This window comes from Lysobacter sp. P5_C4 (assembly GCF_054049695.1).
In genome coordinates this window covers 226,032-249,565 of record NZ_JBFULX010000004.1, presented here as the reverse complement: position 1 = coordinate 249,565, position 23,534 = coordinate 226,032, and the positions used below count along the sequence as shown (strand labels likewise).

The 23,534-nt window shown below is 67.4% G+C and carries 21 protein-coding genes and 2 pseudogenes; 17 read left to right on the top strand and 6 right to left on the bottom strand.

What is annotated here, in order from left to right; all coding sequences use genetic code 11:
* Window positions 1-11 precede the first annotated feature (11 nt).
* Window positions 12-791, bottom strand: coding sequence for a hypothetical protein (locus ACXJJ8_RS11525; RefSeq protein ID WP_499030097.1), 780 nt, complete (start codon window positions 789-791; stop codon window positions 12-14).
* 135 nt (window positions 792-926) lie between these two features.
* Between ACXJJ8_RS11525 and ACXJJ8_RS11520 the strand changes: the two genes are divergently transcribed.
* From ACXJJ8_RS11520 to ACXJJ8_RS11495, 6 genes are all read left to right on the top strand, one after another.
* The gene (locus ACXJJ8_RS11520) at window positions 927-2,210 is read left to right on the top strand and encodes an FG-GAP-like repeat-containing protein (RefSeq protein ID WP_499030094.1); all 1,284 of its coding nucleotides are present in this window, start codon (window positions 927-929) and stop codon (window positions 2,208-2,210) included.
* A gap of 34 nt (window positions 2,211-2,244) precedes the next feature.
* Window positions 2,245-2,811 carry a peroxiredoxin gene (locus ACXJJ8_RS11515; RefSeq protein ID WP_499030092.1) on the top strand — a complete coding sequence of 189 codons (567 nt, stop codon included), beginning with the start codon at window positions 2,245-2,247 and terminating at the stop codon, window positions 2,809-2,811.
* A gap of 200 nt (window positions 2,812-3,011) precedes the next feature.
* On the top strand, window positions 3,012-3,392 hold the full coding sequence (locus tag ACXJJ8_RS11510; protein WP_499030089.1) for a hypothetical protein: 381 nt from the start codon (window positions 3,012-3,014) through the stop codon (window positions 3,390-3,392).
* 60 nt (window positions 3,393-3,452) lie between these two features.
* Window positions 3,453-4,805, top strand: a complete 1,353-nt coding sequence (locus ACXJJ8_RS11505; protein WP_499030087.1) for a hypothetical protein — start codon at window positions 3,453-3,455, stop codon at window positions 4,803-4,805.
* A 17-nt stretch (window positions 4,806-4,822) separates the two neighbouring features.
* Window positions 4,823-5,719 carry a metal ABC transporter substrate-binding protein gene (locus ACXJJ8_RS11500; RefSeq protein WP_499030084.1) on the top strand — a complete coding sequence of 299 codons (897 nt, stop codon included), beginning with the start codon at window positions 4,823-4,825 and terminating at the stop codon, window positions 5,717-5,719.
* Window positions 5,716-6,489, top strand: a complete 774-nt coding sequence (locus tag ACXJJ8_RS11495; RefSeq protein WP_499030082.1) for a metal ABC transporter permease — start codon at window positions 5,716-5,718, stop codon at window positions 6,487-6,489. Before ACXJJ8_RS11500 ends, ACXJJ8_RS11495 begins: the two co-directional genes overlap by 4 nt.
* Window positions 6,490-6,717: 228 nt before the next feature.
* On the opposite strand, the gene ACXJJ8_RS11490 is transcribed toward ACXJJ8_RS11495, so the two are convergent.
* Genes ACXJJ8_RS11490 through rnk form a run of 3 tightly spaced genes read right to left on the bottom strand, consistent with a single transcriptional unit; the run spans window position 6,718 to window position 8,849 of the window.
* Window positions 6,718-7,569: a universal stress protein gene (locus ACXJJ8_RS11490; protein ID WP_499030079.1), complete on the bottom strand. Its 852-nt coding sequence runs from the start codon at window positions 7,567-7,569 to the stop codon at window positions 6,718-6,720.
* A 5-nt stretch (window positions 7,570-7,574) separates the two neighbouring features.
* Window positions 7,575-8,438 carry a 4,5-DOPA-extradiol-dioxygenase gene (gene ygiD / locus ACXJJ8_RS11485; RefSeq protein WP_499030077.1) on the bottom strand — a complete coding sequence of 288 codons (864 nt, stop codon included), beginning with the start codon at window positions 8,436-8,438 and terminating at the stop codon, window positions 7,575-7,577.
* 30 nt (window positions 8,439-8,468) lie between these two features.
* The gene (gene rnk / locus ACXJJ8_RS11480; RefSeq protein WP_499030075.1) at window positions 8,469-8,849 is read right to left on the bottom strand and encodes a nucleoside diphosphate kinase regulator; all 381 of its coding nucleotides are present in this window, start codon (window positions 8,847-8,849) and stop codon (window positions 8,469-8,471) included.
* A 191-nt stretch (window positions 8,850-9,040) separates the two neighbouring features.
* Here rnk and ACXJJ8_RS11475 point away from each other — a divergent pair, with 191 nt between their 5' ends.
* From ACXJJ8_RS11475 to ACXJJ8_RS11460, 4 genes are all read left to right on the top strand, one after another.
* Window positions 9,041-9,472 (top strand): DUF2231 domain-containing protein, encoded by a 432-nt coding sequence (locus tag ACXJJ8_RS11475; RefSeq protein ID WP_499030073.1) that lies wholly within the window; start codon window positions 9,041-9,043, stop codon window positions 9,470-9,472.
* Window positions 9,469-10,767, top strand: coding sequence for a PQQ-dependent sugar dehydrogenase (locus ACXJJ8_RS11470; protein WP_499030071.1), 1,299 nt, complete (start codon window positions 9,469-9,471; stop codon window positions 10,765-10,767). The genes ACXJJ8_RS11475 and ACXJJ8_RS11470 overlap by 4 nt, the downstream gene beginning before the upstream one ends.
* Before the next feature lie 8 nt (window positions 10,768-10,775).
* Window positions 10,776-11,291, top strand: a complete 516-nt coding sequence (locus ACXJJ8_RS11465; protein ID WP_499030068.1) for a hypothetical protein — start codon at window positions 10,776-10,778, stop codon at window positions 11,289-11,291.
* A 74-nt stretch (window positions 11,292-11,365) separates the two neighbouring features.
* Window positions 11,366-11,995, top strand: coding sequence for a phosphatase PAP2 family protein (locus ACXJJ8_RS11460; RefSeq protein ID WP_499030065.1), 630 nt, complete (start codon window positions 11,366-11,368; stop codon window positions 11,993-11,995).
* Window positions 11,996-11,997: 2 nt separating this feature from the next.
* On the opposite strand, the gene ACXJJ8_RS11455 is transcribed toward ACXJJ8_RS11460, so the two are convergent.
* Window positions 11,998-13,902 (bottom strand): potassium transporter Kup, encoded by a 1,905-nt coding sequence (locus tag ACXJJ8_RS11455; RefSeq protein ID WP_499030063.1) that lies wholly within the window; start codon window positions 13,900-13,902, stop codon window positions 11,998-12,000.
* A gap of 143 nt (window positions 13,903-14,045) precedes the next feature.
* On the opposite strand from ACXJJ8_RS11455, the gene ACXJJ8_RS11450 reads away from it, so the two are divergent.
* On the top strand, window positions 14,046-15,497 hold the full coding sequence (locus ACXJJ8_RS11450; protein WP_499030060.1) for a sensor histidine kinase: 1,452 nt from the start codon (window positions 14,046-14,048) through the stop codon (window positions 15,495-15,497).
* The gene (locus ACXJJ8_RS11445) at window positions 15,494-16,186 is read left to right on the top strand and encodes a response regulator (protein WP_499030058.1); all 693 of its coding nucleotides are present in this window, start codon (window positions 15,494-15,496) and stop codon (window positions 16,184-16,186) included. The genes ACXJJ8_RS11450 and ACXJJ8_RS11445 overlap by 4 nt, the downstream gene beginning before the upstream one ends.
* 1 nt (window position 16,187) lies before the next feature.
* On the opposite strand, the gene ACXJJ8_RS11440 is transcribed toward ACXJJ8_RS11445, so the two are convergent.
* Window positions 16,188-17,783: a M20/M25/M40 family metallo-hydrolase gene (locus ACXJJ8_RS11440; protein ID WP_499030055.1), complete on the bottom strand. Its 1,596-nt coding sequence runs from the start codon at window positions 17,781-17,783 to the stop codon at window positions 16,188-16,190.
* A gap of 270 nt (window positions 17,784-18,053) precedes the next feature.
* On the opposite strand from ACXJJ8_RS11440, the pseudogene ACXJJ8_RS11435 reads away from it, so the two are divergent.
* The 5 genes and pseudogenes from ACXJJ8_RS11435 to ACXJJ8_RS11415 form a co-directional block, all read left to right on the top strand.
* A pseudogene (locus ACXJJ8_RS11435) lies at window positions 18,054-20,168 on the top strand (hypothetical protein); the annotation flags it as partial.
* Between the two features lie 330 nt (window positions 20,169-20,498).
* Window positions 20,499-20,756, top strand: a pseudogene (locus ACXJJ8_RS11430) (YadA family autotransporter adhesin); the annotation flags it as partial.
* 186 nt (window positions 20,757-20,942) lie between these two features.
* Window positions 20,943-21,155, top strand: coding sequence for a YadA-like family protein (locus tag ACXJJ8_RS11425; protein ID WP_499030546.1), 213 nt, complete (start codon window positions 20,943-20,945; stop codon window positions 21,153-21,155).
* Window positions 21,156-21,221: 66 nt separating this feature from the next.
* Entirely contained in the window at window positions 21,222-23,000 is a 1,779-nt protein-coding gene (locus tag ACXJJ8_RS11420) for a S8 family peptidase (protein WP_499030052.1), read from the top strand.
* 204 nt (window positions 23,001-23,204) lie between these two features.
* Complete coding sequence (locus ACXJJ8_RS11415; protein ID WP_499030050.1) at window positions 23,205-23,516, top strand: protease inhibitor I42 family protein; 312 nt, start codon at window positions 23,205-23,207, stop codon at window positions 23,514-23,516.
* The last annotated feature ends 18 nt before the right edge of the window (window positions 23,517-23,534 follow it).

The following is a 23,534-nucleotide window of genomic DNA, read 5'->3' as shown; positions in this document are numbered from 1 at the left end:
AGGGTAGGGTTTCAATCGCGCAGCTCCGCTTCCAGGCGTGCCTTGAGTTGCAGCGCGTCGCGCCTGTCCTCGGGCGCGGTGATCGAAGCGATACGTTGGTTGGACAACCAGAATCGCAGTTCGCGGGCCAGTTCCGGCGATTGCGCGTACGCCGCGAGGATACCGCGCGCCCGCGTTTCGTCGACGGGGGAAGGACAATCGATCATGCGCTGATCGCGTCCGCTCCCCGGCATGAGCCGGAAACAGTGCGTCCAGATGTAGTCCTGCACCGCGATGGGCGTGACGCTCCGGATGTCCTGCCGGTATTGCGGCACCAGGTTCATGATCATGCTGTCGGCCGTGCGGTTGGCGCTCGACGCGTAATAGAACGCCAACTGGCTGCGCAACTTCGCATCGGCGATGAGCCCGAGGTCGCCCGCGTCGCGCATCTCGTCGAAGGTGTTGCTCTCACGCGAATACGCGTAGAACTGTCCCGCCTGGAAATACGCGAGCACGGTCTTCCATGCCGAGCCCTCGACCAATTGACCGGTCTCCGCATGCACGAGCGCCTGTTCGCCATGGTTGCGCACTTGCGCGAGGAAGCGTTCGCGATTGGCGTTGACGAGCAGGTCGGTCTCGAGGTCGGCGACGATGCGCCCGAGGTAGGCATGCTTGCGCCTGGCATCGACGCGGTCCTCGTGCCAGTTGCCGACCTGCAGCGCGATCAGGATGCCCGCCACGACGATCACCAGGTCGATGAGTGCGCCGACCCAATCGTGGTCGCGCAAGCGCCGGGCGAGTCGTCGTGGCATGTTGCATGCCAACGTGCGGAATCGGCGCGCCCGGCCACGCGGGACCGGAAATCCACGCGCCGATGCGCGAACCAAAATCGCGCGATCCCGTATCCACGGGTTGGCCGGTCCGGTCGAACCGGCGAGGTGCGCGCCATGCAATGCAATCCAACATCGATCGCCAATGGGTGGTTCCGTGCCGTCGCGTGGTCGGCGGTCGCCCCCGGTGTCCTCCTTTCGACGACGGCGTTCGCGGCGAACCACGTCGTGAACGCCAATGCCAACATGACGTTTTCGCCGAACACGCTCACGATTCCCGCGGGCGACACGGTCACGTTCCACAACAACGGCGGCACCCACAACGTGCGGTCCGATCCCGGGTCGGTGACGACGTTCCGTTGCGCCAACGGCTGCGATGGCACCGGCGGAAACGGCAATCTCAGCAGTGCGGCATGGTCGGGGACGGTGTTCTTCCCGACGGCCGGCACCATTCGTTATTTCTGCGAGCGCCATGGCGCCGCCGGTGGCGTGGGCATGTCGGGCCGCGTCACCGTGACCGCGCCCATCGCGAAACTCAGCAATTTCAATGGCGACAATCGCTCGGACATCCTGTGGCGCAATTCGGCCACGGGCGCGAACGTGATCTGGCGTTCGGCGGCATCGAGCACGACGACGGCGGTCGCGACCCTGGCCGTGGCTTGGCGCGCGGTGGGCGTGGGCGATTACAACGGCGACCGTCGCTCGGACATCCTGTGGCGCAACAGCAGCACCGGCGCGAACGTCATCTGGCGTTCGGGCAGCTCGGCCACGACGCAATCCGTCGGCAGCATGATCAGCCTGTCCTGGACCGTGGCCGGTTCGGGCGATTACAACGGCGACGGCCGCGCCGACATCCTGTGGCGCAACACCAGCACCGGCGCGAACGTGATCTGGCGCTCGGCCAGTTCGGCGACGACGACGGCGGTGTCCACGCTCGCGGTCGCCTGGCGCGTCGTGGGCTCGGGCGACTACAACGGCGATGGCCGCGCCGACATCCTGTGGCGCAACAGCAGCACGGGCGCGAACGTGATCTGGCGGTCCGGCAGTTCGGCGACGCCGCAGGCAGTTGCCACGATGGCCAGCCAGGCGTGGACCGTGGTCGGATCGGGCGACTACAACGGCGACGGCCGCTCGGACATCCTCTGGCGCAACACCGGCACCGGCGCGAACGTCATCTGGCGCTCGGCCAGCTCGGCCACGACGCAGGCGGTGGCGACGGTCGCGACGGCGTGGCGGGCCGTCGGCGCGGGCGACTACAACGGCGATCTGCGTGCCGACATCCTGTGGCGCAACACCAGCACCGGCGCCAACGTGATCTGGCGTTCGGCCAGCTCGGCGACCACGCAGGCGGTCACCAGCATGACGAGCCAGTCGTGGTCTCCCGTCGCCTTTACGGAGTAGGCTGAAGCGACAGTCACCGAGGAGCCGCCCCACCATGAACGCCCTGCTGAAGTTTGCCGCTGCCGGCGTGATCGGCGTCGTTGCATTCGCCGCGCCGTCGCTGGCGGCGTTGAAAGTCGATGCGAAGGCCCCCGACTTCAGTGCGCCGGCCTACCTGGCGGGCAAGCCGTTCACCTTCAACCTGGCCGACGCCCTGAAGAAGGGACCGGTGGTCGTGTACTTCTTTCCTGCGGCGCACACCTCCGGCTGCAACCTGGAAGCGCACCTGTTCTCCGAGGCGATCGACCAGTTCAAGGCCGCGCACGCCACCGTGATCGGCGTGACCGCCGGCAACACCAGCGAACTCGCGGATTTCTCGAAGGAAACCGAACACTGCGGCGGCAAGTTCGCGGTCGCCGCCGACGAAGGCGCGAAGATCGCGAAGCAATACGACGCGATCCTGGCGCAGAAGCCCGAATGGTCGAACCGCACCTCCTACGTGATCGCGCCGTCGGGTTCGATCGCGCACGTGTACTCCGACCTCAATCCGAACAAGCACGTGAAAGAAACGCTCGATGCGGTGAAGGCACTGGCGGCGCATCACGATCACGCCACGCAGTAACGGGCAACGGCCTACGCAACGCCTGCGTCGCCCCACCACGCCGTGGTCCCGGACGATGCGCCGAGGTCCAGGGGCTCACCCATGCGCGGCGTCGCGAGCGCGATGCCGCGCTGCCCAACGTGAACACGCGTTCGAACGGGTCCTGAGGCCGGTGACCTCCGGCCGTTGTACGGCCCACGCACCTCCGTTACGCTCGGGCGATGATCTTTCGCCGCCTCCACCGACTCCTGCGCGCCAGCTTGCTGGCGGTGCTGGTATTGGGCCTGGTCGCGATGCCCGTCATGCACGTGATGTGCGAAGTGCATTCGATCCAACATGCGCTGCTGGCCGCGCAGGATCCGCACGGTGTGCACTTCGAGGGCGACAAGGACGATCCGGGCGACATGGGCCAGTCGGGCGCGAAGCACACGCACGGCGCCGATGGCATCTGGAACCTGGGCGGCGGGCCGTCGTTCGCGCCGGTCGCGCCCGTATTCGCGCTCACGCTGCTGGAACTTCCGCACGTCGCGCTTCCGCCGATGGAAGCGCCCTCCATCGACCCGCAAGCAACGGGTTCTCCATTCCGACCACCGATCGCCTGACGCGGTTTGCCGCTGCCTTGCGCAGCGTTTTCCGTTGTTCATTCGATCCGGAGGTCATCCGTGGAATTGTCTTACCCGTTGCGTCGCGGCTTGCTCGCGAGCGCACTCCTGGCCGTGTTGGCCACACCCGCATACGCGCAAACCGCCGACCAGCGCATGTCCGCGCTGGAAGCGAAGATCCAGCAACTCGAACAAGCCCAGGCGCAGACGACGCAGGCGCTGCAGGACGCGCGCGCTGAAATCGATGCGCTGAAGGCCAACCCGCCGCAAGCGCAGGTCGCGCAGGAATCGCAGGAAGCCCCCGCAGAGGACGTTGCCGCGCCGGCCGAAAGCGCGGCGTCGAACCCCAATGCGTTCAACCCCGCGATCAGCGTGCTCCTCAATGGCCGCTATGCCTACAACTCGCTCAATCCCGACAACTACGTGCGCGCAGGCTTCCCGCTCGCCGGCGAAGCGGGCCCCGGTCCGCAGGGGTTGTCGCTCGGCGAAAGCGAGTTCGCGTTCTCCTCGAACATCGACGACAAGTTCTACGGGCAGGTCACGCTGTCTGTCGGCAACGAGGACGGCGAGGACCACCTCGGCGTCGAAGAGGCGTTCATCGACACCACCGCGCTGCCGGGTGGGCTGTCGCTGCGCGCCGGCCGCTTCTTCTCCAACATCGGCTACCTCAACAGCCATCACGCGCACACCGATGCATTTTCCGACCGTCCGCTGGCCTACCAGGCCTTCCTCGGCAACCAGTACGGCGACGACGGCGTGCAGGTGCGTTGGGTCGCGCCGACCGACCTGTTCTTCGAAGTCGGTGGCGAGGTGTTGCGTGGCGATCGTTTCCCGAGCGGCGGCGCAGGCCACGCGGGCGCGGGCGTCAAGACGCTGTTCGCGCATGCGGGCGGCGATGTCGGCGACGAGAACGAATGGCTGGCTGGCGTGTCGATGCTGCGTTCGCAGACCGATGGCGCGGAAGACGGGTTCCGCGGCGACGAAAACCTGTACGTCGCCGATTTCACCTGGAAGTGGGCGCCGGGCGGCAACACCAAGGACGGCGGCGTGACCCTGCGCAGCGAATACTTCCACGAAGATCGCGATGGCCTCTATCTCGATCCGGTCGACGCCACACTCGACCAGCCGTGGTCGGGACAGCGGCGTGGCGCCTACGTGGAAGGCGTCTGGCGCATCAACCGCACCTGGGAAGCGGGCTACCGTTACGACCAATTGTGGGCCGACAACAGCGGGCCGTACGCAAGCGACTTCGACCCGTTCCGCAACAGCGTGATGCTCACTTGGCGCAACAGCGAATTCAGTCTCGTGCGGCTGCAGTTGGGGCAGGACCGGCCCAACGCGCAAGACACCGACAACATCATCAGCCTGCAATACCAGGCGGCATTCGGCGCCCACGGCGCCCACAAATTCTGATCGCGAGGTCAATCGAAATGAAAAAGCAACTTGCCTGTGTCCTTCTGTTCGGCCTCATCGCGACGCCTGTCTTCGCAAAGCCGAAAGTCTTCGCGTGCGAACCCGAATGGGGCGCGCTGGTCACCGAACTGGCCGGCGACAAGGTCGAACTCAGCGTCGGCACCACCGCGCTGCAGGATGTCCACCAGATCGAAGCCAAGCCGAGCCTGATCGCCAAGGTGCGCCAGGCCGACCTGATCGCCTGCACCGGCAGCGAACTCGAAGTGGGTTGGCTGCCGCAACTGTTGAAGCAATCGGGCAACGCACGCGTGGCCAGCGGCAACGGTTACTTCATGGCGAGCGAGCAGGTCGCGACGCTCGATCGCCCGACCGCACTGGATCGCGCCAATGGCGACGTCCACCCGCGCGGCAATCCGCACGTGCAGCTCGATCCGTATCGCGTGCTCAAGATCGCCAAGGCGCTCGATGCACGCCTGGTCACGCTCGACCCGGCGAATGCGGCGACGTATCGATCGCGACTCGCCGATTTCTCGACGCGCTGGCAGGCGGCGATCAAACGGTGGGAAGCGAAGGCCGCACCGCTGAAAGGCAAGAAGATCGTCGTGCACCACATCAGCTGGGTGTATCTCAACACGTGGCTGGGCCTGCAGCAGATCGGCGCGCTCGAACCGAAGCCCGGCGTGCCGCCGACCAGCGGACATCTGTCGAGCCTGATCGCGACGACGAAGGCCGCGGGGACCTACGCGATCATCTCGGCGGCCTACCAGGATCCCAAGCCCGCGCATTGGTTGTCCGATCGCACGGGCGTTCCGGTCGTCGTGCTGCCGTTCTCCGTCGGCGGCGATGCGCAGTCGAAGGATCTGTTCGGCCTGTATGACTCCACGATCGACAAGCTGCTCGGTGCCGCCAAATGAACCTCGACGGCCTCGATGCCAGCATCCTCGGGCCCGCGTGCGTCGCGGGCCTGATCGTGCTCTCCACGCACGTGCCGCTCGGTCGACAGGTGTTGTCGCGCGGCATCATCTTCATCGACCTGGCGATCGCGCAGGTCGCCGCGCTCGGCGTGATCCTCGCGCAGTATCTCGGCGTCGACGAGCACGGTTACGGCGTGGAAATCGCCGCGGCAATTGCCGCGCTCGCAGGCGCGGGGTTGCTCGCGTGGACGGACAAGCGTTGGCCGAAGTTGCAGGAACCGCTGATCGGCACCCTGTTCGTGTTGGCGGCGACCGGTGGATTGCTGTTGCTCGCGAACAATCCGCAGGGTGGGGAGCACCTCAAGGACTTGCTGGTGGGCCAGATCCTGTGGGTGAGCTACGACCAGTTGTGGCCCGCCGCGCTGTTGTCGGCGGGGTTGCTCGCGTTCGTCTGGTGGCGGCGCAACAATCTGCGCGGCATCGCGTTCTACGCTGCGTTCGCCCTCGCGATCACGGTATCGGTGCAACTGGTCGGCGTGTACCTGGTGTTCGCGAGCCTGATCATCCCGGCATTGGCGACGGTCGGCGGCAAGGGGAAACGACAGTTGATCGCCGCTTACGTCATCGGCATTGCCGGCTATGTCCTCGGCCTCGCGTTGTCAGCGGTGTTCGACTTGCCGAGCGGCGCGTTGATCGTGTGGTTGCTCGCGGCTTGCGGGATGTTGGCGCAGCTGGTGCAGTCCGTGCGAAGGATGCATCCCGCGCGTTGACAAACCACGAGCGCGGCGGGCCTGGGTCCCGCCGCGCTTGCTGTCATCGATCGCTGCAATCACGCCAGCCCGACCGGCACTGGAAAATCATCGCGCGGTGAGCGCCCACTCAACGACGAACGCGGGACTCGACCGGCCGATCGATCCGGCCATCCGCAGCCTCCGCGTTGGCCGCGGTGCTGGGCATGGCGATGTTGTGGCGCGCCGGTGGAAACGCCGGGCGTCGGCTCACGGCACGGGAACGATGAGGATGTCCCGGTGCGCGTCCTTGATGACGTCGCTGGTGACGCTGCCGATCAGGATGCGTTCGAAGCCCTTGCGCTGACTCGTGCCGATGATGATCAGGTCGGCCAGGTCGCGCTTCGCGGTGTCCAGGATGGTCTTCGCCAGCGTGCTCGCGAGCGGGACGACATGCAGCTTCGCGCTCGCAAGGCCGAGTTCCTCCACCAGCGCATGCAGCTTCTGCGTGGCGTTGTGCTGCTGCGAGGACCGATATTCGTGGATCGTTCCGGGGTCGAGCATCGCGCGCGTGCGCAACGCCTCTTCGGCCGATGCATCGAAGACATGCAGGATCGCCACGTCGGTATGGTCGAACACGCCAAGCGCCATCGCGGCCTGGCCGGCGGCCTTCGAGGGCGCGTCGAAGTCGAGCGCCACCAGCGTCCGCACGTGCGGGCGCGAAGGCGTGTCGACGGCGACGAGCACCGGCATCCGGCTGACGTGTACGACACGTTCCACCGTGGTGCCGACGAAGACATCCAGCGCGCGGCTGCGGTGCGGACCGAGGACGACCAGGTCGCATCCGGTGCGCGCCGCGGCATCGAGGATGCCGCCCGCCACGTCGGCGACCGTGACGAGCGCTTCGGCGGCGAGGCCCTGGTCGCGCAACGTGCGGACCGTGGCGTTGAGCACGGCCGAGGCCGCCAGTTCGCCGGAAGCGATCAATTCACGCGGTTGGTCTTCGTCCACGACGTGGAGCAACACGAGCGCAGCGCCGGTCTTCCGCGCCATCAACGTCGCGCGCATCAGCGCGCGGTCGGATCGAACGGAGAAATCGGTGGCGACCGCGATCTTCTTCATGGGCGTCAGATGTTCGCGTCCTCGGGCGGCGCGCTGCTGCCCAGGGGTGCGGTGCCGCCGACGCTGCGGTCATTCTCCGGGGGCGCCATGCCGACGAGGTAGGAGGTCATCGACAACGAGCCGAAGGCATAGCCATCGATCAACACCTCGAGGGGTTGCCGCGTTTGCGCGCCGAAACCCGCGATGTACAGGAAGGGCAGGAAATGTTCCGGCGTGGGCGCGACCTGCAGGAAGCCTGCGTCCTGCACCAGCGACGCCGCGTCTTCCGGCCGCGATGTCGCGATGCCGATGGCTTTCTCGTTGAACCGTTTCGCCCAGTCGAAGCCGTCGTCCTTCGCGTTGCGATCCATCGCGCGCAGGTTGTGCACGACGTTGCCGCTGCCCATCACCAGCACGCCGCGTTCGCGCAACGCGGCGAGCTTCGCGCCCATCGCCAGGTGATGGGCGGCGGGCTTGGCGGCATTGATCGACAGTTGCACGACGGGGATGTCGGCGTCCGGGAATGCGTGCACCAACACCGACCACGTGCCGTGGTCCAGCCCCCAACTGTCGTGGTCGGCGCCGACGTACTCGGGCTGCACGACGTCGGCGATTTCCTCGGCGAGCGCGGGCAACCCGGGCGCCGGGTATTGCACGTCGAACAGGGCCTGCGGGAAGCCGAAGAAATCGTGGATGGTTTTCGGGCGCGCCATCGCCGTCACCGCGGTGGCGTTGACGTACCAATGCGCAGACACCATCAGGATCGCGCGTGGCCGCGGCACGCACGCACCGACCGAGCGCCACGCCGCGGAGTAACGGTTGCGTTCCAGGGCGTTCATCGGACTACCGTGGCCGAGGAAGACAGCGGGCATCTGCATGTTGTCTGCCATGTCGAACGCTCCGTTTGCGCCAGAGCCGGTTCAGTCGTTGCTGACGGCCCCGACCGTGAGGCGCGTCGTGCGCCCGCCCGGCAAGGGCCACTGGATCGTCTGTCCGGCGGAAAGGCCCAGCAGGGCCGCGCCGACGGGCGCGAGGATCGAAACGCGCCCCGTGGCCGAATCGGCTTCTGCCGGATACACCAACGTCAACGCACGCTCCTCGCCGGTGGTTTCATCGATGCAACGCACCTGCGAACCCATCCTGACCACGCCATCGGGCATCTGTCCGGGCTCGCGATATTCCGCACGCGCCAGTTCGACCTCGAGGTCGCGGACGACGTCACCGGCCTGGGCCGATGCCAGCAGTGCTTCCAGTCGGGCAGCATCTTTTGTCGATACAACGATGTTCGGCGTCGCAGGCACGTCAAGTCTCCGGAACGTAAAAAGAGGCAGCGGCCTTCGCCCCTGCCTCGACAATGAAGACCACGCTAGCCCCGCGCGCACGAAAGGTCAACGCTGCACGTGAACGCACGCACGACGGCTGAGTTCGTTCGCTACAACACGCCTCATACACGGCGGAGCACGGAATGTGCGGTGGATCAGAGGAAAACCCCATGGCCTCCACGTTGGTCGATCCCGTACGCGCCGCGCCGTTGCATCCGGCGCATGCGTTTTTCCTCGCGGCGATGGTGCCCTTGTTCCTCGGCGCGGTGTTGAGCGATTACGCGTATACGCAAACCTACGAAGTGCAGTGGTCCAACTTCGCCTCCTGGCTGATCGCGGGTGCGCTCGTGTTCGGTGGCCTGGCGATCGTGTGCGAATCGTGGAATGTCACGCGCGCGCAGCGACGTAGTCACCTGGGCGTGGTCGGACTGATCGTGCTGGTGCCGATGTGGGTGATCGGATTGATCGACGCATTCGTGCACTCCCGGGATGCATGGGCGACGATGCCGACCGGACTCGCGCTGTCGATCGTGGTGCTCGTGCTGGCGGCGATCGCGACGTGGCTCGGCTTCGCACGTCCTGGCCGGAGCCTGCGCCCATGAGCCGTATCGGAGGTTCCGTCGTCGTGCTTTCCGCGGCCCTGGTGGGCGCATGCGGCGGCGGCCACGATCCAGACGCCGCGCAGTTCGGTGCGAACCCGACGTTGCCGGAACGACAGAGCGGCTTGCTTCCCGACATGGAGATCGCCGAACCGGCGCCATGGGGTAACGCGCGGCCGAGGGTGCCCGCGGGATTCACGATCACCGCCATCGCCACGGACCTGGCGATTCCGCGACAGACGCTGGTGCTTCCGAACGGCGACATCCTGGTGGCCGAGGGCCGCGGTGGTGCGGGCGCACCCAAGCTGCGTCCGAAGGACATCGTCGCCGGTTACATCAAGGCAAAAGGCACGACCCACGTGAAAGGCGGCAACCGCCTCACGCTCCTGCGCGACGCCGACGGCGACGGCAAGTACGAAGGCAGGATGATCTTCGCCGACGATCTCAATGCGCCGTATGGCCTGGCGCTCGTCGACGGGCGTTTGTATGTCGCCAACCAGGACGCGTTGGTGCGCTTCGATTATCGCGATGGGCAGACGCGGGCAAGCGCACCGCCGGTGAAAGTCACCGACCTGCCATCGGCGATCAATCATCACTGGACCAAGTCGCTGGCAGCCAGCGCGGACGGCCGGCTGCTTTACGTCGGCATCGGTTCGAACAGCAACATCACCGAACGCGGGATGGTGGCCGAAGCCGACCGCGCGCGCGTCTGGGAAGTGGATGCGGCGACCGGTGCGCATCGGCCTTACGCGACGGGGCTGCGTAATCCCACCGCGCTGGCGATCCAGCCGGGCACCGGCCGTTTGTGGGCGGTGGTGAACGAACGCGACGAACTCGGCCCGAACCTCGTGCCCGACTATCTGACCTCCGTGCGCGAAGGCGGCTTCTACGGTTGGCCCTACAGCTATTGGGGCAACAACGTCGACCCGCGCGTGCGACCCACCGATCCGAAGAAGGTGGCCGCCGCGATCCGGCCGGATTATGCGCTCGGGTCGCATGTCGCCGCGCTGGGCGTTGCATTCTCGAAACCGTCGATGGGCGCGCAGTTCGCCGATGGCGTGTTCGTCGGTGAGCACGGCAGTTGGAACCGCCACGATCCGGTGGGATACAAGGTCGTCTTCGTGCCGTTCCGCGGTGGGCGCCCGGCGGGCGCGCCGATCGATTTCGTCACCGGTTTTCGCGGAAGCGACGGCATGACGCGGGGCCGCCCGGTCGGCGTGAGCGTGGATCCGCGCGGCGCGCTGATCGTCGCCGACGATTTGTCCAACACGATCTGGCGCGTGGTGCCGGCCCACTGACGCATCGCATGCAACCCGACCCCTGGCTCGCGTATTGCGGTTACCTGGTCTGGTTGTCGGCGGGCTTCGCCGATTTCCTTTGCCATCGGCGCACGGACTTGCCGCACACTTCGGGTGTCGCGGAGTCGTTCACGCACCTGCTGCAACTGGGGTTGCTCGGCATGGCCATCGTCGTCGGCCTGGCGTTCGAAACCGGGCGAACCACGACGCTGGTGATCCTTGCGCTGGTGGTGATGCATGCGCTCGTCGGTTATTGGGACACGCGGATCGCCTTCGATCGCAAGCGCGTCCTGCTGCCCGTGGAACAACACATCCACAGCGTGTTGGACATGGCGCCGATCATCGCGTTCGCCTGGATGGTTGCGCGCGGTTGGCCGGCGGTGCTGAGCGGCGACTGGCAAGTGGCATGGCGGATGCCGGCTGTGCCGGTCGGCGCCTGGATCGCGGTCGTGTTGCCGGCCGCGGTGTTGTGCGCATTGCCGGCGATCATCGAGTTCCGCGCCGCACGCGCGGCACGGACTTAACGCCGGCCTGAGTTTCCACCGAGCTTCGCCTAACGCGACTCGTCCAATAAGTAGGCACAGCAAGGAGCGTGCCCATGGACCCTCGTCGCGTCGCCGTCGTGCTTGCGTTGGGAAGCAGCCTGCTACTGCCGTGTGCAGCGCGCGCCGGCAACCCGCTCCTGATCGACCACGTCGTCACCTACGACGACTCCGGCATCTGGAACCGGGACACGCAGAAGAAGTTCGCGCTGACCGCCGCCGTCGTCGCGATCGGCGGTGCGCTCATCGTGGACAACGACTCGCGCATGGGGCGCACGTTCGACCAGGCATTGGATTCGATGGTGCTGACCGCGGGCACGACCACAGTCATGAAAGCGGTGTTCTCGCGCGAGCGCCCCAGCCAGAACACCGATCCCGGCGACTTCTTCGACGGCAGCGGGTACGGCAGTTTCCCCAGCGGGGAGGCTGCGGAAATCAGTTCCATCGTGACGCCCTTCATCGCCGAATACCACGAGGACCACCCCGCCGTGTGGGCGCTGACGCTGCTGCCCGCTTACGACATGATCGCGCGCGTCAAGGTCCACGGGCACTGGCAAAGCGATGTCATCGTGGGCGCCGCGATCGGCGTTGCGTGGGGCATCTGGGCGCACAAACGCGAGCATCCGCTGATCATGGGGTTGTTGCCCCACGGTGGCGTCATGGTGGCGTACCAGAAACGGTTCTGAACTCAGATCTCCACCCGGGATCCCAACTCGATCAGGCGCGTCCCTGGAATGCGGAAGAAATCCGTCGCCGGTGTCGCGTTGCGATGCAGGAAGCGGAAGACGTTGTCGCGCCAGGTCGGCATGCCGCGGCGCCGGGTAGCGACGACGGATTCGCGGCTCGCGAAGTAAGTCGTCTCCATCGGGTCGAACACCGGGCCGCCCGCGTCGGTCGAACGCATCAGGGCCATCGGCACGTCGGGTGTTTCCATGAAGCCGAAGGCGACCGTGGCCTGGTGAAAGTCCTCGCCGATGGTGTGGACCTGCAGGCGTTGTGCCGGGGCGACGTGCGGCACTTCCAGCGTCTGCACCGTCAGCAGCACGTTGCGTTCGTGCAGCACCTTGTTGTGTTTGAGGTTGTGCAGCAAGGCCTTGGGGACGAGGTCGGGCTGCGCGGTGAGGAACACCGCCGTGCCGGGGACGCGCGCCGGCGGGGCGAGCATCAGGCCCGGCAGGAACGCGTCGAGCCGCAGGCCGTCTTCGCGCATCTGCGCGTTCAACAAGTGGCGGCCACGCGCCCACGTGCGCAGCAGGGTGAACACGACGACACCGAGCAGCAGCGGGAACCATGCGCCGTCCATGAACTTGACCAGGTTCGCCGACAGGAACGCGACATCGACCAGGACGAACACCGCCGCCAGCGGCCAGAACACGACGTGCGGCATCGAAGCGCGCTGGCGCACGGCGACGATCAACAGGATGCTGGTGATCAGCATCGTGCCGGTGACGGAGACGCCGTAAGCCGTCGCGAGCGCGGTGGAATTGCCGAAGGCGAGCACGGTGCCGATGGTCCCGAGCATCAGCAGCCAGTTGATCGACGGGATGTAGATCTGCCCGATGGTCGCGTGCGAGGTATGGCGGATGTCCATGCGCGGCAGGTAGCCGAGCAGGATGGCTTGCCGTGTCGCGGAATACGCACCGCTGATGACGGCCTGCGATGCGATGACCGTCGCCACCGTCGCCAACACGACCATCGGCAATTGCGCCCAGCCGGGGAGACCGAGGTAGAAGGGATTGGCGACCGCGCGCGCGTCGTGCAACAGCAGTGCCCCCTGGCCGAGATAGTTGACCGTCAACGCCGGCAGCACGAGGAAATTCCACGCGTACTGGATCGGCCGCCGTCCGAAGTGGCCCATGTCCGCGTACAACGCCTCGCCGCCCGTCACCGCGAGCACGACGGCACCCAGGATGAACATGCCGTGCGGCCCGTGGTCGAGGAAGAAGCGCGCGCCCCACCAGGGATTCAATGCGCGCAACACGTCGGGATGGCCCGCGATGTTGTGCGCGCCCACGGCGGCGAGTGCGAGGAACCACGCGATGATCACCGGCCCGAACGCCGTTCCGACGCGGTCGGTCCCGAAGCGCTGCGTCGCGAACAACACCACGAGGACCCCGATGGTGAGGGGCAACACCCAATGCGAAAACGCAGGTGTCGCGACCTGCAGGCCCTCGACGGCGGACAGCACCGAGATCGCTGGCGTCAACACGCCATCGCCGAAGAACAAGGCCGCGCCGAACACGCCGAGGATGCCGACGAGATACGCGGCGCGCGAGGTCTTCGACAGCGTGCGCTGCGCCAGCGCGGTCAGCGCCATGATGCCGCCTTCGCCGTTGTTGTCCACGCGCATGATCACCGCGACGTACTTGACGGTGATGACGATCACCAGCGTCCAGAACACCAGGGAGAGGACGCCGAGCACGGTCGCCGCATCGGGCGTCAAACCGTAGTGCGGCGAGAACGCCTCCTTGATCGTGTACAGCGGGCTGGTGCCGATATCGCCGAACACCACGCCGATGGCACCGAGCATCATGGTGCGCAGGCGGGTGCCCGACGTCGGCAGCGTCGCGTGGGGGAGGGTGGTGGTGTTCATGCATGCGATCCGGACGGCGTGCCGCCAGTGTCCGGTCGCGGGCCGTCACGGCGGAATCCGCGAACGGGCGCCGCGCATCAATTCTTCGTCAATTCTCCGGGCAGGTGGCTGCGTCCCCGGCGCGCAAGCGGCACAATCGCGCCATGCGAACCGTCGAGCGCACCAGGCGCGATCCACTCGGGTACATGCTCGCCGTGCTCGGCACGGCGGTCGGCGTGGGCGTCGCCGCACTCGTCGATCACTTCCTGGGGATCGACGACCTGTCGCTGGTCTTCATGCTCGTGGTGCTCCTCGTCGCCGCGCGCACGCACACGGGCCCCGCCGCGCTCGCGGCGCTGCTGTGCTTCCTCGCCTACAACTATTTCTTCATTTCGCCGCGTTACTCGCTGTACATCGACGCGCAGCACGGCATCGCGACGGTCGTGCTGTTCCTCGCAGCCGCGCTGGTCGCCGGGCGCATGGCGGCGCGCCTGGCGATGCAGGTCGATGCGCTGCGCACGACGGGCAGGCACATCGCGGCGCGCCAGGAACTTTCGCAGCGACTGGGCATGGCGAACAACGAGCGCGACATCCTGCAGGCCGCGCAGCAGGCATTCGATGCCAGCCTCGACGCGGAAACCTGGGTGCGCATCGAAGCGCCGGACGAAGCGCGCGTGCGCATCGGCGGAACGGCCGACGACCACGGTTGGTGGTTCCTGCCCTTGCAATCGCCGGAGGACGCGCTCGGGACCATCGGCATCAAGTTGCGCGATCCGGGCGCCGACATCGACCAGGCGCAGCGTGCGCTCGCACGTGCGATGGCCGACGACGTCGCGCAGGCGCTGTTGCGCGTGCGCCTGGCGTCGGCGCTGGAATTGCGGCGCATGGAAGTCGAACGCGAGCGCTTGCGCAACGCGTTGCTGTCGTCGGTCTCGCACGACTTGCGCACGCCGCTGTCGGCGATGATCGGCGCGGCAGATACGCTGGCCCTGTACGGTGACGCGATGGACGAGACGGATCGACGCAGCCTGGTCGATACGGTGCGCGAGGAAGGGCTGCGGCTGGAACGTTTCATCCGCAATCTGCTCGACATGACGCGCGTGGGGCAGGGCATCGCGCCGAGACGCGACTGGATCGGCGTCGACGAACTGATCGGCGCGGCGATCGGCCGATTGCGGCGCACGCATCCGTCCGTGCGTTTCGACGTCGATGTCGCGGGGCAGATCGGGCCGGTCTGGGTGCAGCCCGCGCTCGTGGAGCAGGCCTTGTTCAACGTGCTCGACAACGCCGCGAGTTTTTCCCCGCCAGGCGCGCCCGTGCGCGTGGAGGCGCGCGCGATCGAGGCGAACGATGGTCCGCGCCAGCTGCGCATCGACGTCATCGACCGCGGCCCCGGCATCCCGCAGGACGAACGCGAGCGCGTGTTCGACCTGTTCTACAGCGTCGCGCGCGGCGATCGCGAACGCGAAGGCACCGGCCTTGGCTTGGCGATCAGCCGCGGCATGGTGGCCGCGCACGGCGGCACGCTCGTCGCACTCGGCGCAAGCGATGCGCGCGGTACGACGATGCGCATCGTCCTGCCATTGCTCCGGCCCGGACCGGACACGGCGGCATGAACGCCGCCGCCCGCATCCTCGTCATCGACGATGAACCGCAGATTCGCCGGTTCCTCGACATCAGCCTGCGCACGCAGGGCTACCGGGTGCTGCATGCGGCCGACGCGCGCTCGGGGCTGGAAGCACTCGCCACGCAAGGCGCCGAACTGGTGATCCTCGATCTCGGCCTGCCCGATCGCGATGGCTTGCAGGTCCTGTCCGACCTGCGGCAATGGTCGCAGGTCCCGGTACTGGTGCTGACCGCACGCGACGACGAAGCGGAAAAGGTCGCCGCACTCGACGCGGGCGCCAACGACTACGTCACCAAACCCTTCGGCGTACAGGAATTGATGGCCCGCCTGCGCGCGCTGCTACGCACCCAGGCGCTGCCCGCAGGCGCGCCCGAGCCGGTCTTCGACGACGGGACGCTGCGTGTGGACCTGGTACGGCGCGAAGTTCGGCTGCACGGCGACCTGGTCGCAATTTCGCGCAAGGAATACGCGCTGCTCGCGTTCCTGGTGCGGCATGCCGGCCGCGTGGTGACCCAGCCGCAGCTCCTGCGCGAAATCTGGGGGCCGACGCACCAGCGCGACGCGCATGACCTGCGCGTCCTGCTGGCCAAGCTGCGCCAGAAACTCGGCGACGATGCAGCGCACCCGCGCTGGCTGGCGACCGAGCCCGGTGTCGGGCTGCGATTGGTTTCCCCCTGACTCAATTCTCCGTCAACGCCTTCCGCGGCAACTTCTCCGCACGCATCGCCGCGTTGTACGCGAACGAGGCCACGATGGCCGACGCCTGTTTCAGGTCTTCCGGCGCGATGTGGTCCAGTACGTCGAGATTGGTGTGGTGGACGTTGGTGAAGTAGTCCAGGTCGTCCTGCACGAACTGGAAACCGGGCAAACCGATGCTGTCGAAGGAGATGTGGTCGGTGCTGCCGGTGGTGCGCTGGGTGACGATGGTGGCGCCGACGTCGTTGAAGGGCTTGAGCCAGGCGTCGAAGATCGGCGCGGCCGCCATGTTTTCCTGCGCATAGACGCCTCGGATCCTGCCGCCGCCGTTGTCGAGGTTGAAGTACGCCGCGACCTTGCCGTAGTCGCGCGTGGGTTGCAGCGTGCCCTTCACCTTGCGCAGGGACAGCGGCATCGCTTTTTCCTGCGGGTCGGTCGGGTCGGGATATTTGCCGAAATGGCGCGAGACGTAATCCGCCGAACCCAGCAGGCCCTGCTCTTCGCCCGTCCACAGCGCGACGCGGATCGTGCGATCGGGCTTGGCACCGACGGCCTTGAGGATGCGCATCGCCTCCATCATCACCGCCACGCCCGCGCCGTTGTCGGCCGCGCCCGTGCCGGCATGCCATGAATCCATGTGCGCGCCGATCATCACCACTTCGTTGCGATGCGGGCCGGTGCCGGGGATTTCGGCGATGGTGTTGTAGGCCGGTTGATCGGCCTCGCTGGTGAAGTTCGCATCCACGTCGACGCGCAGGCGCACGGTTTCGTTGCGGCCCAGCGCGCGCATCACCGTGTTGTAGTTCTCCGCGGACATCGCCAGCGACGGCACGCCGACCGATTCGCCCGCCTTGCGCGAGCCGCCGCCGGTCACGATCAGGATGCCGTTGTCCCAGCCGCTCGGGCTGATCGACGCGAGCGCGCCTTCATCGACGAGGAACTGGTTGAGCAGCGGCGTGAACTCGATGCGCTTGCGGCGGCGCTCGCGCGCTTCCTCGCGCGATTCGGGCGTCGGGTCGGCCGGCACTTCCAGCGATTTCATGGCGCCGAGCGTTTCGTCGGACTCGCGGGTCCAGTCGGGCTTCTCGCCCGGCTTGTAGGCGCGTGCGTCGGCGATGAAGACGACCTTGCCCTTCAACTTGCCCTTGAACTTGTCGAAGTCCGCCTTCGATTCGAGCTTGGCGGCGAACGCATCGCCTTCGACCGGCCCGTTCGTTCCGGGCGTCCAGGCCTTCGGCAGCGCGTGCAGCGGGAACGCGCGCGGGCTCAGCATCTCCACGCTGGCCGAACGGAATTCCCAGCCGCGGCCGAAGGGCTCGGTCATCGCTTCGTCTTTCACGTTGGCCAGGCCCCACTCGTTGAACTTCGAACGGGTCCAGACATTGGCCTTCGCCATCGCCGGCGAGTTGGTGAGGCGCGGTCCGATTTCTTCGGTGAGATGCGTCAGCAGCGGCATCACCTGCGAATGGGTGAAGGCTTCCTGCCGGATCTTGCCCGTCATCGACAGGTCAATCTTTTCTTCGGCGTGCACACCGCCGACCAGCATGGCGGCAGCGGCCGCCAGCAGCATTCGCTTCATGGATGTTCCCCGGGATCAAGACGCAAAGGATCGAGTCTGCCACTTCGCGCAGTGGCGGGAGCTGGGCCAAGAGTCATGGTGGATCGGACATCGCGCGCATTCCGGGCGCGCTGTTGCGCCGTTGTCATCGAAAAGTGATGCGTCGCCGTGCGTTTGTGATCGTCCGTTCAAGCCGGTGAGGCGGCGTCGGGCGAGGGTCGGTCCGGGGAGTTGGCAGGGGGCGGTGTCGCCGCGGAGCCGTCCCCTGCCATTTCCCTCAAGGACCTCACAATGCGATCCAAACCGCTGCAACGCCGTGTCCTCACCCTTGCGCTGATGTCGGCGCTGTCCATGCCGGCCTTCGCCGGGACCAACTGCCAGCTCGTGGACCAGGCGACCGGCCTTCCGCTTCCCGTCGACAGCACCTCGCCGGGCCTCGACGCCCTGGCCTGCGGCCCGCGCGCGAAGGCGAACGGTAAAGAGGCGGTGGCCGAAGGCGCCGAAACCGTCGCCGACGGTGCGAACGCCACGGCCATCGGATCGTGGATCGACCTCGACGCCGACGGCCTCGTCGACGCCAACGAAATCACCTGGGCCAAGGGCGCCAATTCGACCGCCATGGGCGCGGCCGCACAGGCATTGGGCAGCGGCACCGTCGCCGTGGGCGTGCAGGCGGTGGCCACCGGCAACAACAGCGTGGCGATCGGCAACCAGTCGCAGACCCAGTCGCTCAACACGACGACCACCAAGACCACCGTGCAGGGCACGCCCAACACGGTGACCACCACGACGACGACCGCCAACGGTCCGTCGAGCAATGCGAACAGCGTTGCGATCGGCAACGCCTCGCGCGCCAACGGCAAGGACAACATCGCGATCGGCAACGGCGCGACCACCGAGAACGCGATCAGCGGCGTCACCGCCACGACGACCGCAGGCGTGAGGACGATGGTGCAGACCACGCTGTCCACGCCTTCGTCCAGCGCGATCGCGATGGGCACCGGCGCCAAGGCCAACGGCAACGGCACGATCGTCATCGGCCAGGGCGCGCGCGCCGACGGGCGCGTCGCCGTGATGGTCACCGGCTTCGGCGATGTGAGCCCGGTCTACGTCCCCGGGTTGGCCACCAACTCGACGGTGATGGGCACGGGCGCTGCATCGCAGGGCACCAACAACGTCGTGATCGGCGCCGGCGCGTCCACACAGGGCGATGTCGTGCTGAGGAAGGTGGACGATTTCGGCGTTGCGCTCACTGATCCCGTCACCGGCTTCACGCTCTATGAACCGATTTTCAAGGACCAGAACAGCACCGTCATCGGCACCGGTGCGGCGACCGCGCGCGGTTGGGGCACGGCGATCGGTTACAACGCGATTGCCTACGGCAACCAGTCCACCGCGCTTGGCACGTACACCTACGCGGTCGGCAAGGGCTCGAGCGCGATCGGCGGTTTCCTCGATTACGGACTGGCGTACGGGGCGCCCGCGCGCACTCCCGCTTACAGCAATGCGTACGGCCGCACGACCGCGCTCGGCCTGGGGGCGCAATCCTTTGGCGCCGGGGCCTACACCTGGGGCAACTACGACACGGCGGTCGGCCCCGCCACGAAGACGAGCGACTTCGACAGCCGCCTAGGCGGTACGGGCCAGTTCAACGAGATCGATCCGACCGTGATCAACGGCTCGGTGGGCATGGGCTTCGTCGCCGACGCGCACGGCCATTCGAGCGTATCGATCGGCCTCCAGAGCCAGGCACACGATGCGTACGCCATCGCGATGGGCGCCAACAGCGTGGCGTGGGGCATCGACAGCCTCGCGATTGGCGACGGCGCGATCGCCTCGTGGCACGAGGACGTCGCGCTCGGCACCAATGCCCAGACGCTGGGGGGCTTCGGGACAGACAACATCGCCCTCGGCACGGACGCGCTCGTCGACAATGCCGATGGCGGCGACACGAGCAACGCGATCGCCTTCGGCAGCGCCTCGCAGGCAATGGCCGACAACGCGATCGCGTTGGGCGCCAATGCATCGGCCACGGGCCTGAACGCGATTGCCAGTGGTTCGTCGAGCATGGCGACCGGCGAATCCGCCGCCGCCTACGGCGACAACGCGCAGGCCGTCGGCCAGTTCTCGACGGCGACCGGCAGCTACGCCTATGCCTCCGGCGATTACGCGATGGCAAACGGCACGAATGCGTTCGCCCTCGGCGCCAGCAGCGCGGCGCTCGGCTACAACAGCATCGCGATGGAAGACGACAGCGTTGCGCTCGGTGCCAACTCCGTGGCTGATCGCGCGAACACGGTGTCCATCGGTGCGGTCGGGTACGAGCGCCAGCTCACGAATGTCGCCGAAGGCACGGAAGACACCGACGCGGTGAATGTCGGCCAGCTCAACAACGCACTGACCGCGGTCGGCGCGAACCAGGCGCTGCAGTTGCAGTCGATCGCCGATGCCTTCGGCGGCGGCGCCGCGATCGATGCGAACGGCATGTTGTCGATGCCCGGCTACACGATCCAGGGGAGCAGCTATTCGAACGTGGGCGCTGCATTCGGCGCCATCGACGCGACCTTCGACGCCTTCAACGCGACGATGGGGACGTACAACACGACGATCGCCACGCTGACCAGTCGCGTGGATGCACTGCAGGCGACGCCGGGTCTCGGCTTGCCGATGGGCTCGGGCAACGGCCTGGCGATCGGCGCGGGCAGCAACGCGACCGACACAACCGACACCGCGTTCGGCGCGAATGCCAACGTCACCGCCGACAGCGGCACCGCGATCGGCGCGGGTGCCACGGCCACGGCCACGGGTAGCGTCGCGATCGGTGCCGGTTCGGTGGCCGACCAGGTGAACACCGTGTCCGTCGGGTCGGCCGGCAACGAACGTCGCGTGACGAACGTCGCCACCGGGACCGCGTCGACCGATGCGGCCAATGTCGGCCAGGTGCAATCGGGCGACGCGGCGACGCTTGCGAGTGCGAACACCTACACCGACACCAGTGCAGCGAACACGCTGTCCAGCGCGAACACCTACACCGACACACGAGCGACTTCGACGCTGCAAAGCGCCAACGGTTACACGGATGCGCGCGTGCAGGCGCTGAGCGACAGCTTCACGGCGTTCGCCGACGACTGGAACCGCAAGCTCTCCAAGCAGGACGAGCGCATCGACACGCAGGGCGCGATGAGCGCGGCGATGCTGAACATGGCGATCAACGCCGCGAACAGCCGCAGCGAAAAGGGCCGCATCGGCGTGGGCGCGGGCTGGCAGAACGGCCAGAGCGCGTTGTCGGTGGGCTATTCGAAGCAGCTCGGCGATCGCGCGTCGGTCAGCATCGGCGGCGCGTTCAGCGGCAGCGATTCCAGCGCGGGCGTCGGCTTCGGTATCGACCTCTAAGCGATTCGAAATCCCCGCGGCACGCGCCGCGGGGATTCCATCCAATCCATTCCAGGAACAGCACACATGACGCTTCGCCATTCCCTCATCGGCCTCGTGCTCGCCGGCGCGTGCGCACCGGCGCTCGCCGCGCAGGTCGACTTCAGCGCGATCAACGACGCCACCACGAGCGCCGCGCCGCGCTTCATCGTCAAATACAAAGTTGGAACCGCACCGCGCACGCAGGCCCTCGCGCGCCAGCAATCGCTGACCGCCGCGGCGACGCGCGCACAACCGCTGATCCACGTGACCACCGACAAGACCGGCAAGCAGGTCGGCCTGCGCGTGGCGACGGTGCGCGCGACCGCCAACGGCATGCACCTGGTGCGTGCCTCGCAGCGCCTGACGCGCACCGAAGCCGAAGCGCTGATGAAGTCGCTCGCCGCCGATGCCAACGTCGAATACGTCGCGGTCGACGGCCGGGTGCATGCCGACGTGCAGCCCGACGATCCGATGCTCGCCACGCATCAGCAGTGGCATTACGGCACGGGCAACGGCGGCGCGCGCGTGACCACCGCGTGGGATCTGGGCGCGCGCGGTACGGGAGTCGTCGTCGCCGTCGTCGATACGGGCGCCACGCACCACCCCGATCTCGAACCGAACCTGCTGCCGGGTTACGACATGATCAGCGACATGGAACTCTCCGGTCGCGGCACCGACGATCGCGCACCGGGCGGTTGGGACCTGGGCGACTGGACGACCGCGAACCAGTGCGGTTCCGGCTCCAGTGCGCGCAACAGCAGCTGGCACGGCACGCACGTCGCCGGCACGATCGCCGAAGTCACCAACAACGCCACCGGCGGCGCCGGCATCGCGCCCGATGCGCGCATCGTGCCGGTGCGCGTGCTCGGTCATTGCGGCGGTTACACCTCCGACGTGGCCGACGGCATCATCTGGGCGGCGGGCGGCAACGTGCCCGGTGTGCCGGTCAATCCCAATCCGGCCGAAGTGATCAACATGAGCCTGGGCGGCTCGGAAACCTGCCCGCAGATCACCCAGGACGCCATCAACATCGCCACCTCGCTCGGTGCAACGGTCGTCGTCGCCGCGGGCAACGACAACGGGGATGCATCCACGCATTCGCCCGCGAGCTGCGCGAACGTCGTCACCGTCGGGGCGACGGGCTACGCCGGCCAGCGTGCGAGCTATTCGAACTACGGCACGAAGGTCGACATCGCCGCACCGGGCGGCGCAGGCGTCGAAGGCACGCCGAACGGCTACATCTGGTCGACGCTCAACGCCGGCACCACCGTGCCCGCGGCCTTCGTCTACGCCGGTTACACGGGTACGTCGATGGCGACGCCGCACGTTGCGGGCATCGTCGCGCTGATGCAGAGCGTGGCGCCGAAGCCGCTGACGCCGGCGCAGGTCGAAGGCTTGCTCGTCGCGTCCGCGCGTCCGTTCCCGGTCAAGGCCGATCGCCCGATCGGTGCGGGCATCGTCGATGCGGCGGCCGCGGTGCAGCGTGCACAGAGCTTCGGCCTGCCGGTCGTCGGCCGTCCGCTGACCAGCGGCATCGCCGACATCGTGCCGCCGCTCGCGGCGGGGCAGAGCGTGATCTACCAGGTCGACGTGCCCGCAAACGCCAAGAGCCTGGAACTGCTGTCCTTCGGCGGCCGCGGCACCGTGCGCCTGTACGCGCAGTACGAAGCCGAGCCGATGACGACCGGCAACCTTGGCGCCTCCGCGCGACCGGGCACCAATCAGTCGATCGTGCTGAATGCGCCGGTAGCGGGCCGTTACTACGTCAAGGTCACCGCCGCCGCCGACGTGGCCGGCGTGTCGATGCGCGCCACGGTGCGTTGATCGATTGTCGAAACGCGGGCCGGGCTTAGCGCCCGGCCCGCAATCCGGAGAGGTGTCATCGCTGCTTCGTTTTTCCGCCTCGGGCTGGCGTGCGTCTGTGCGTGCCTGGCCGCTTGCAACCCCGGCCCGACCGCGCCCGTCGCGCAAGTCGACCCTCCCGCCTGCAACGACACCCACCAACGCATCGATGGCCGCATCGTCGAGATGGATGCGCGCGACGCGGGCTCACGCACCACCGTCGGTCTCGGCACACTCGTGCGCATCCGCCTGCCGGCCAGCCCGGCGAGCGGCGAGGCCTGGACGCTTGCGCCCGGCGTGCCCGCGTTCCTCTGCATCGAATCCGATCCGGGCGGCGACGGCTTTCGCGCCGCGCATCCGGGCGACACCGTGGACGCGTGGACGTTCCGAGCGCAACGCGCAGGCCAGGGTGCGCTGCGGTTCCGCATGGGGCGGCACTGGTCGCCGGCGCTCGGGGACGAACGCACCGTGGCGTTCGAGATCCGCGTTTCCCCCTGAAATGACAGGCCGTGTGCC

Coding starts and splice junctions, on each gene's coding strand:
- ACXJJ8_RS11525 (WP_499030097.1), bottom strand. CDS start 791: ATGCCACGACGACTCGCCCGGCGCTTGCGCGACCACGATTGGGTCGGC.
- ACXJJ8_RS11520 (WP_499030094.1), top strand. CDS start 927: ATGCAATGCAATCCAACATCGATCGCCAATGGGTGGTTCCGTGCCGTC.
- ACXJJ8_RS11515 (WP_499030092.1), top strand. CDS start 2,245: ATGAACGCCCTGCTGAAGTTTGCCGCTGCCGGCGTGATCGGCGTCGTT.
- ACXJJ8_RS11510 (WP_499030089.1), top strand. CDS start 3,012: ATGATCTTTCGCCGCCTCCACCGACTCCTGCGCGCCAGCTTGCTGGCG.
- ACXJJ8_RS11500 (WP_499030084.1), top strand. CDS start 4,823: ATGAAAAAGCAACTTGCCTGTGTCCTTCTGTTCGGCCTCATCGCGACG.
- ACXJJ8_RS11495 (WP_499030082.1), top strand. CDS start 5,716: ATGAACCTCGACGGCCTCGATGCCAGCATCCTCGGGCCCGCGTGCGTC.
- ACXJJ8_RS11490 (WP_499030079.1), bottom strand. CDS start 7,569: ATGAAGAAGATCGCGGTCGCCACCGATTTCTCCGTTCGATCCGACCGC.
- ygiD (WP_499030077.1), bottom strand. CDS start 8,438: ATGGCAGACAACATGCAGATGCCCGCTGTCTTCCTCGGCCACGGTAGT.
- ACXJJ8_RS11475 (WP_499030073.1), top strand. CDS start 9,041: ATGGCCTCCACGTTGGTCGATCCCGTACGCGCCGCGCCGTTGCATCCG.
- ACXJJ8_RS11470 (WP_499030071.1), top strand. CDS start 9,469: ATGAGCCGTATCGGAGGTTCCGTCGTCGTGCTTTCCGCGGCCCTGGTG.
- ACXJJ8_RS11465 (WP_499030068.1), top strand. CDS start 10,776: ATGCAACCCGACCCCTGGCTCGCGTATTGCGGTTACCTGGTCTGGTTG.
- ACXJJ8_RS11460 (WP_499030065.1), top strand. CDS start 11,366: ATGGACCCTCGTCGCGTCGCCGTCGTGCTTGCGTTGGGAAGCAGCCTG.
- ACXJJ8_RS11455 (WP_499030063.1), bottom strand. CDS start 13,902: ATGAACACCACCACCCTCCCCCACGCGACGCTGCCGACGTCGGGCACC.
- ACXJJ8_RS11450 (WP_499030060.1), top strand. CDS start 14,046: ATGCGAACCGTCGAGCGCACCAGGCGCGATCCACTCGGGTACATGCTC.
- ACXJJ8_RS11445 (WP_499030058.1), top strand. CDS start 15,494: ATGAACGCCGCCGCCCGCATCCTCGTCATCGACGATGAACCGCAGATT.
- ACXJJ8_RS11440 (WP_499030055.1), bottom strand. CDS start 17,783: ATGAAGCGAATGCTGCTGGCGGCCGCTGCCGCCATGCTGGTCGGCGGT.
- ACXJJ8_RS11425 (WP_499030546.1), top strand. CDS start 20,943: ATGAGCGCGGCGATGCTGAACATGGCGATCAACGCCGCGAACAGCCGC.
- ACXJJ8_RS11420 (WP_499030052.1), top strand. CDS start 21,222: ATGACGCTTCGCCATTCCCTCATCGGCCTCGTGCTCGCCGGCGCGTGC.
- ACXJJ8_RS11415 (WP_499030050.1), top strand. CDS start 23,205: ATGGATGCGCGCGACGCGGGCTCACGCACCACCGTCGGTCTCGGCACA.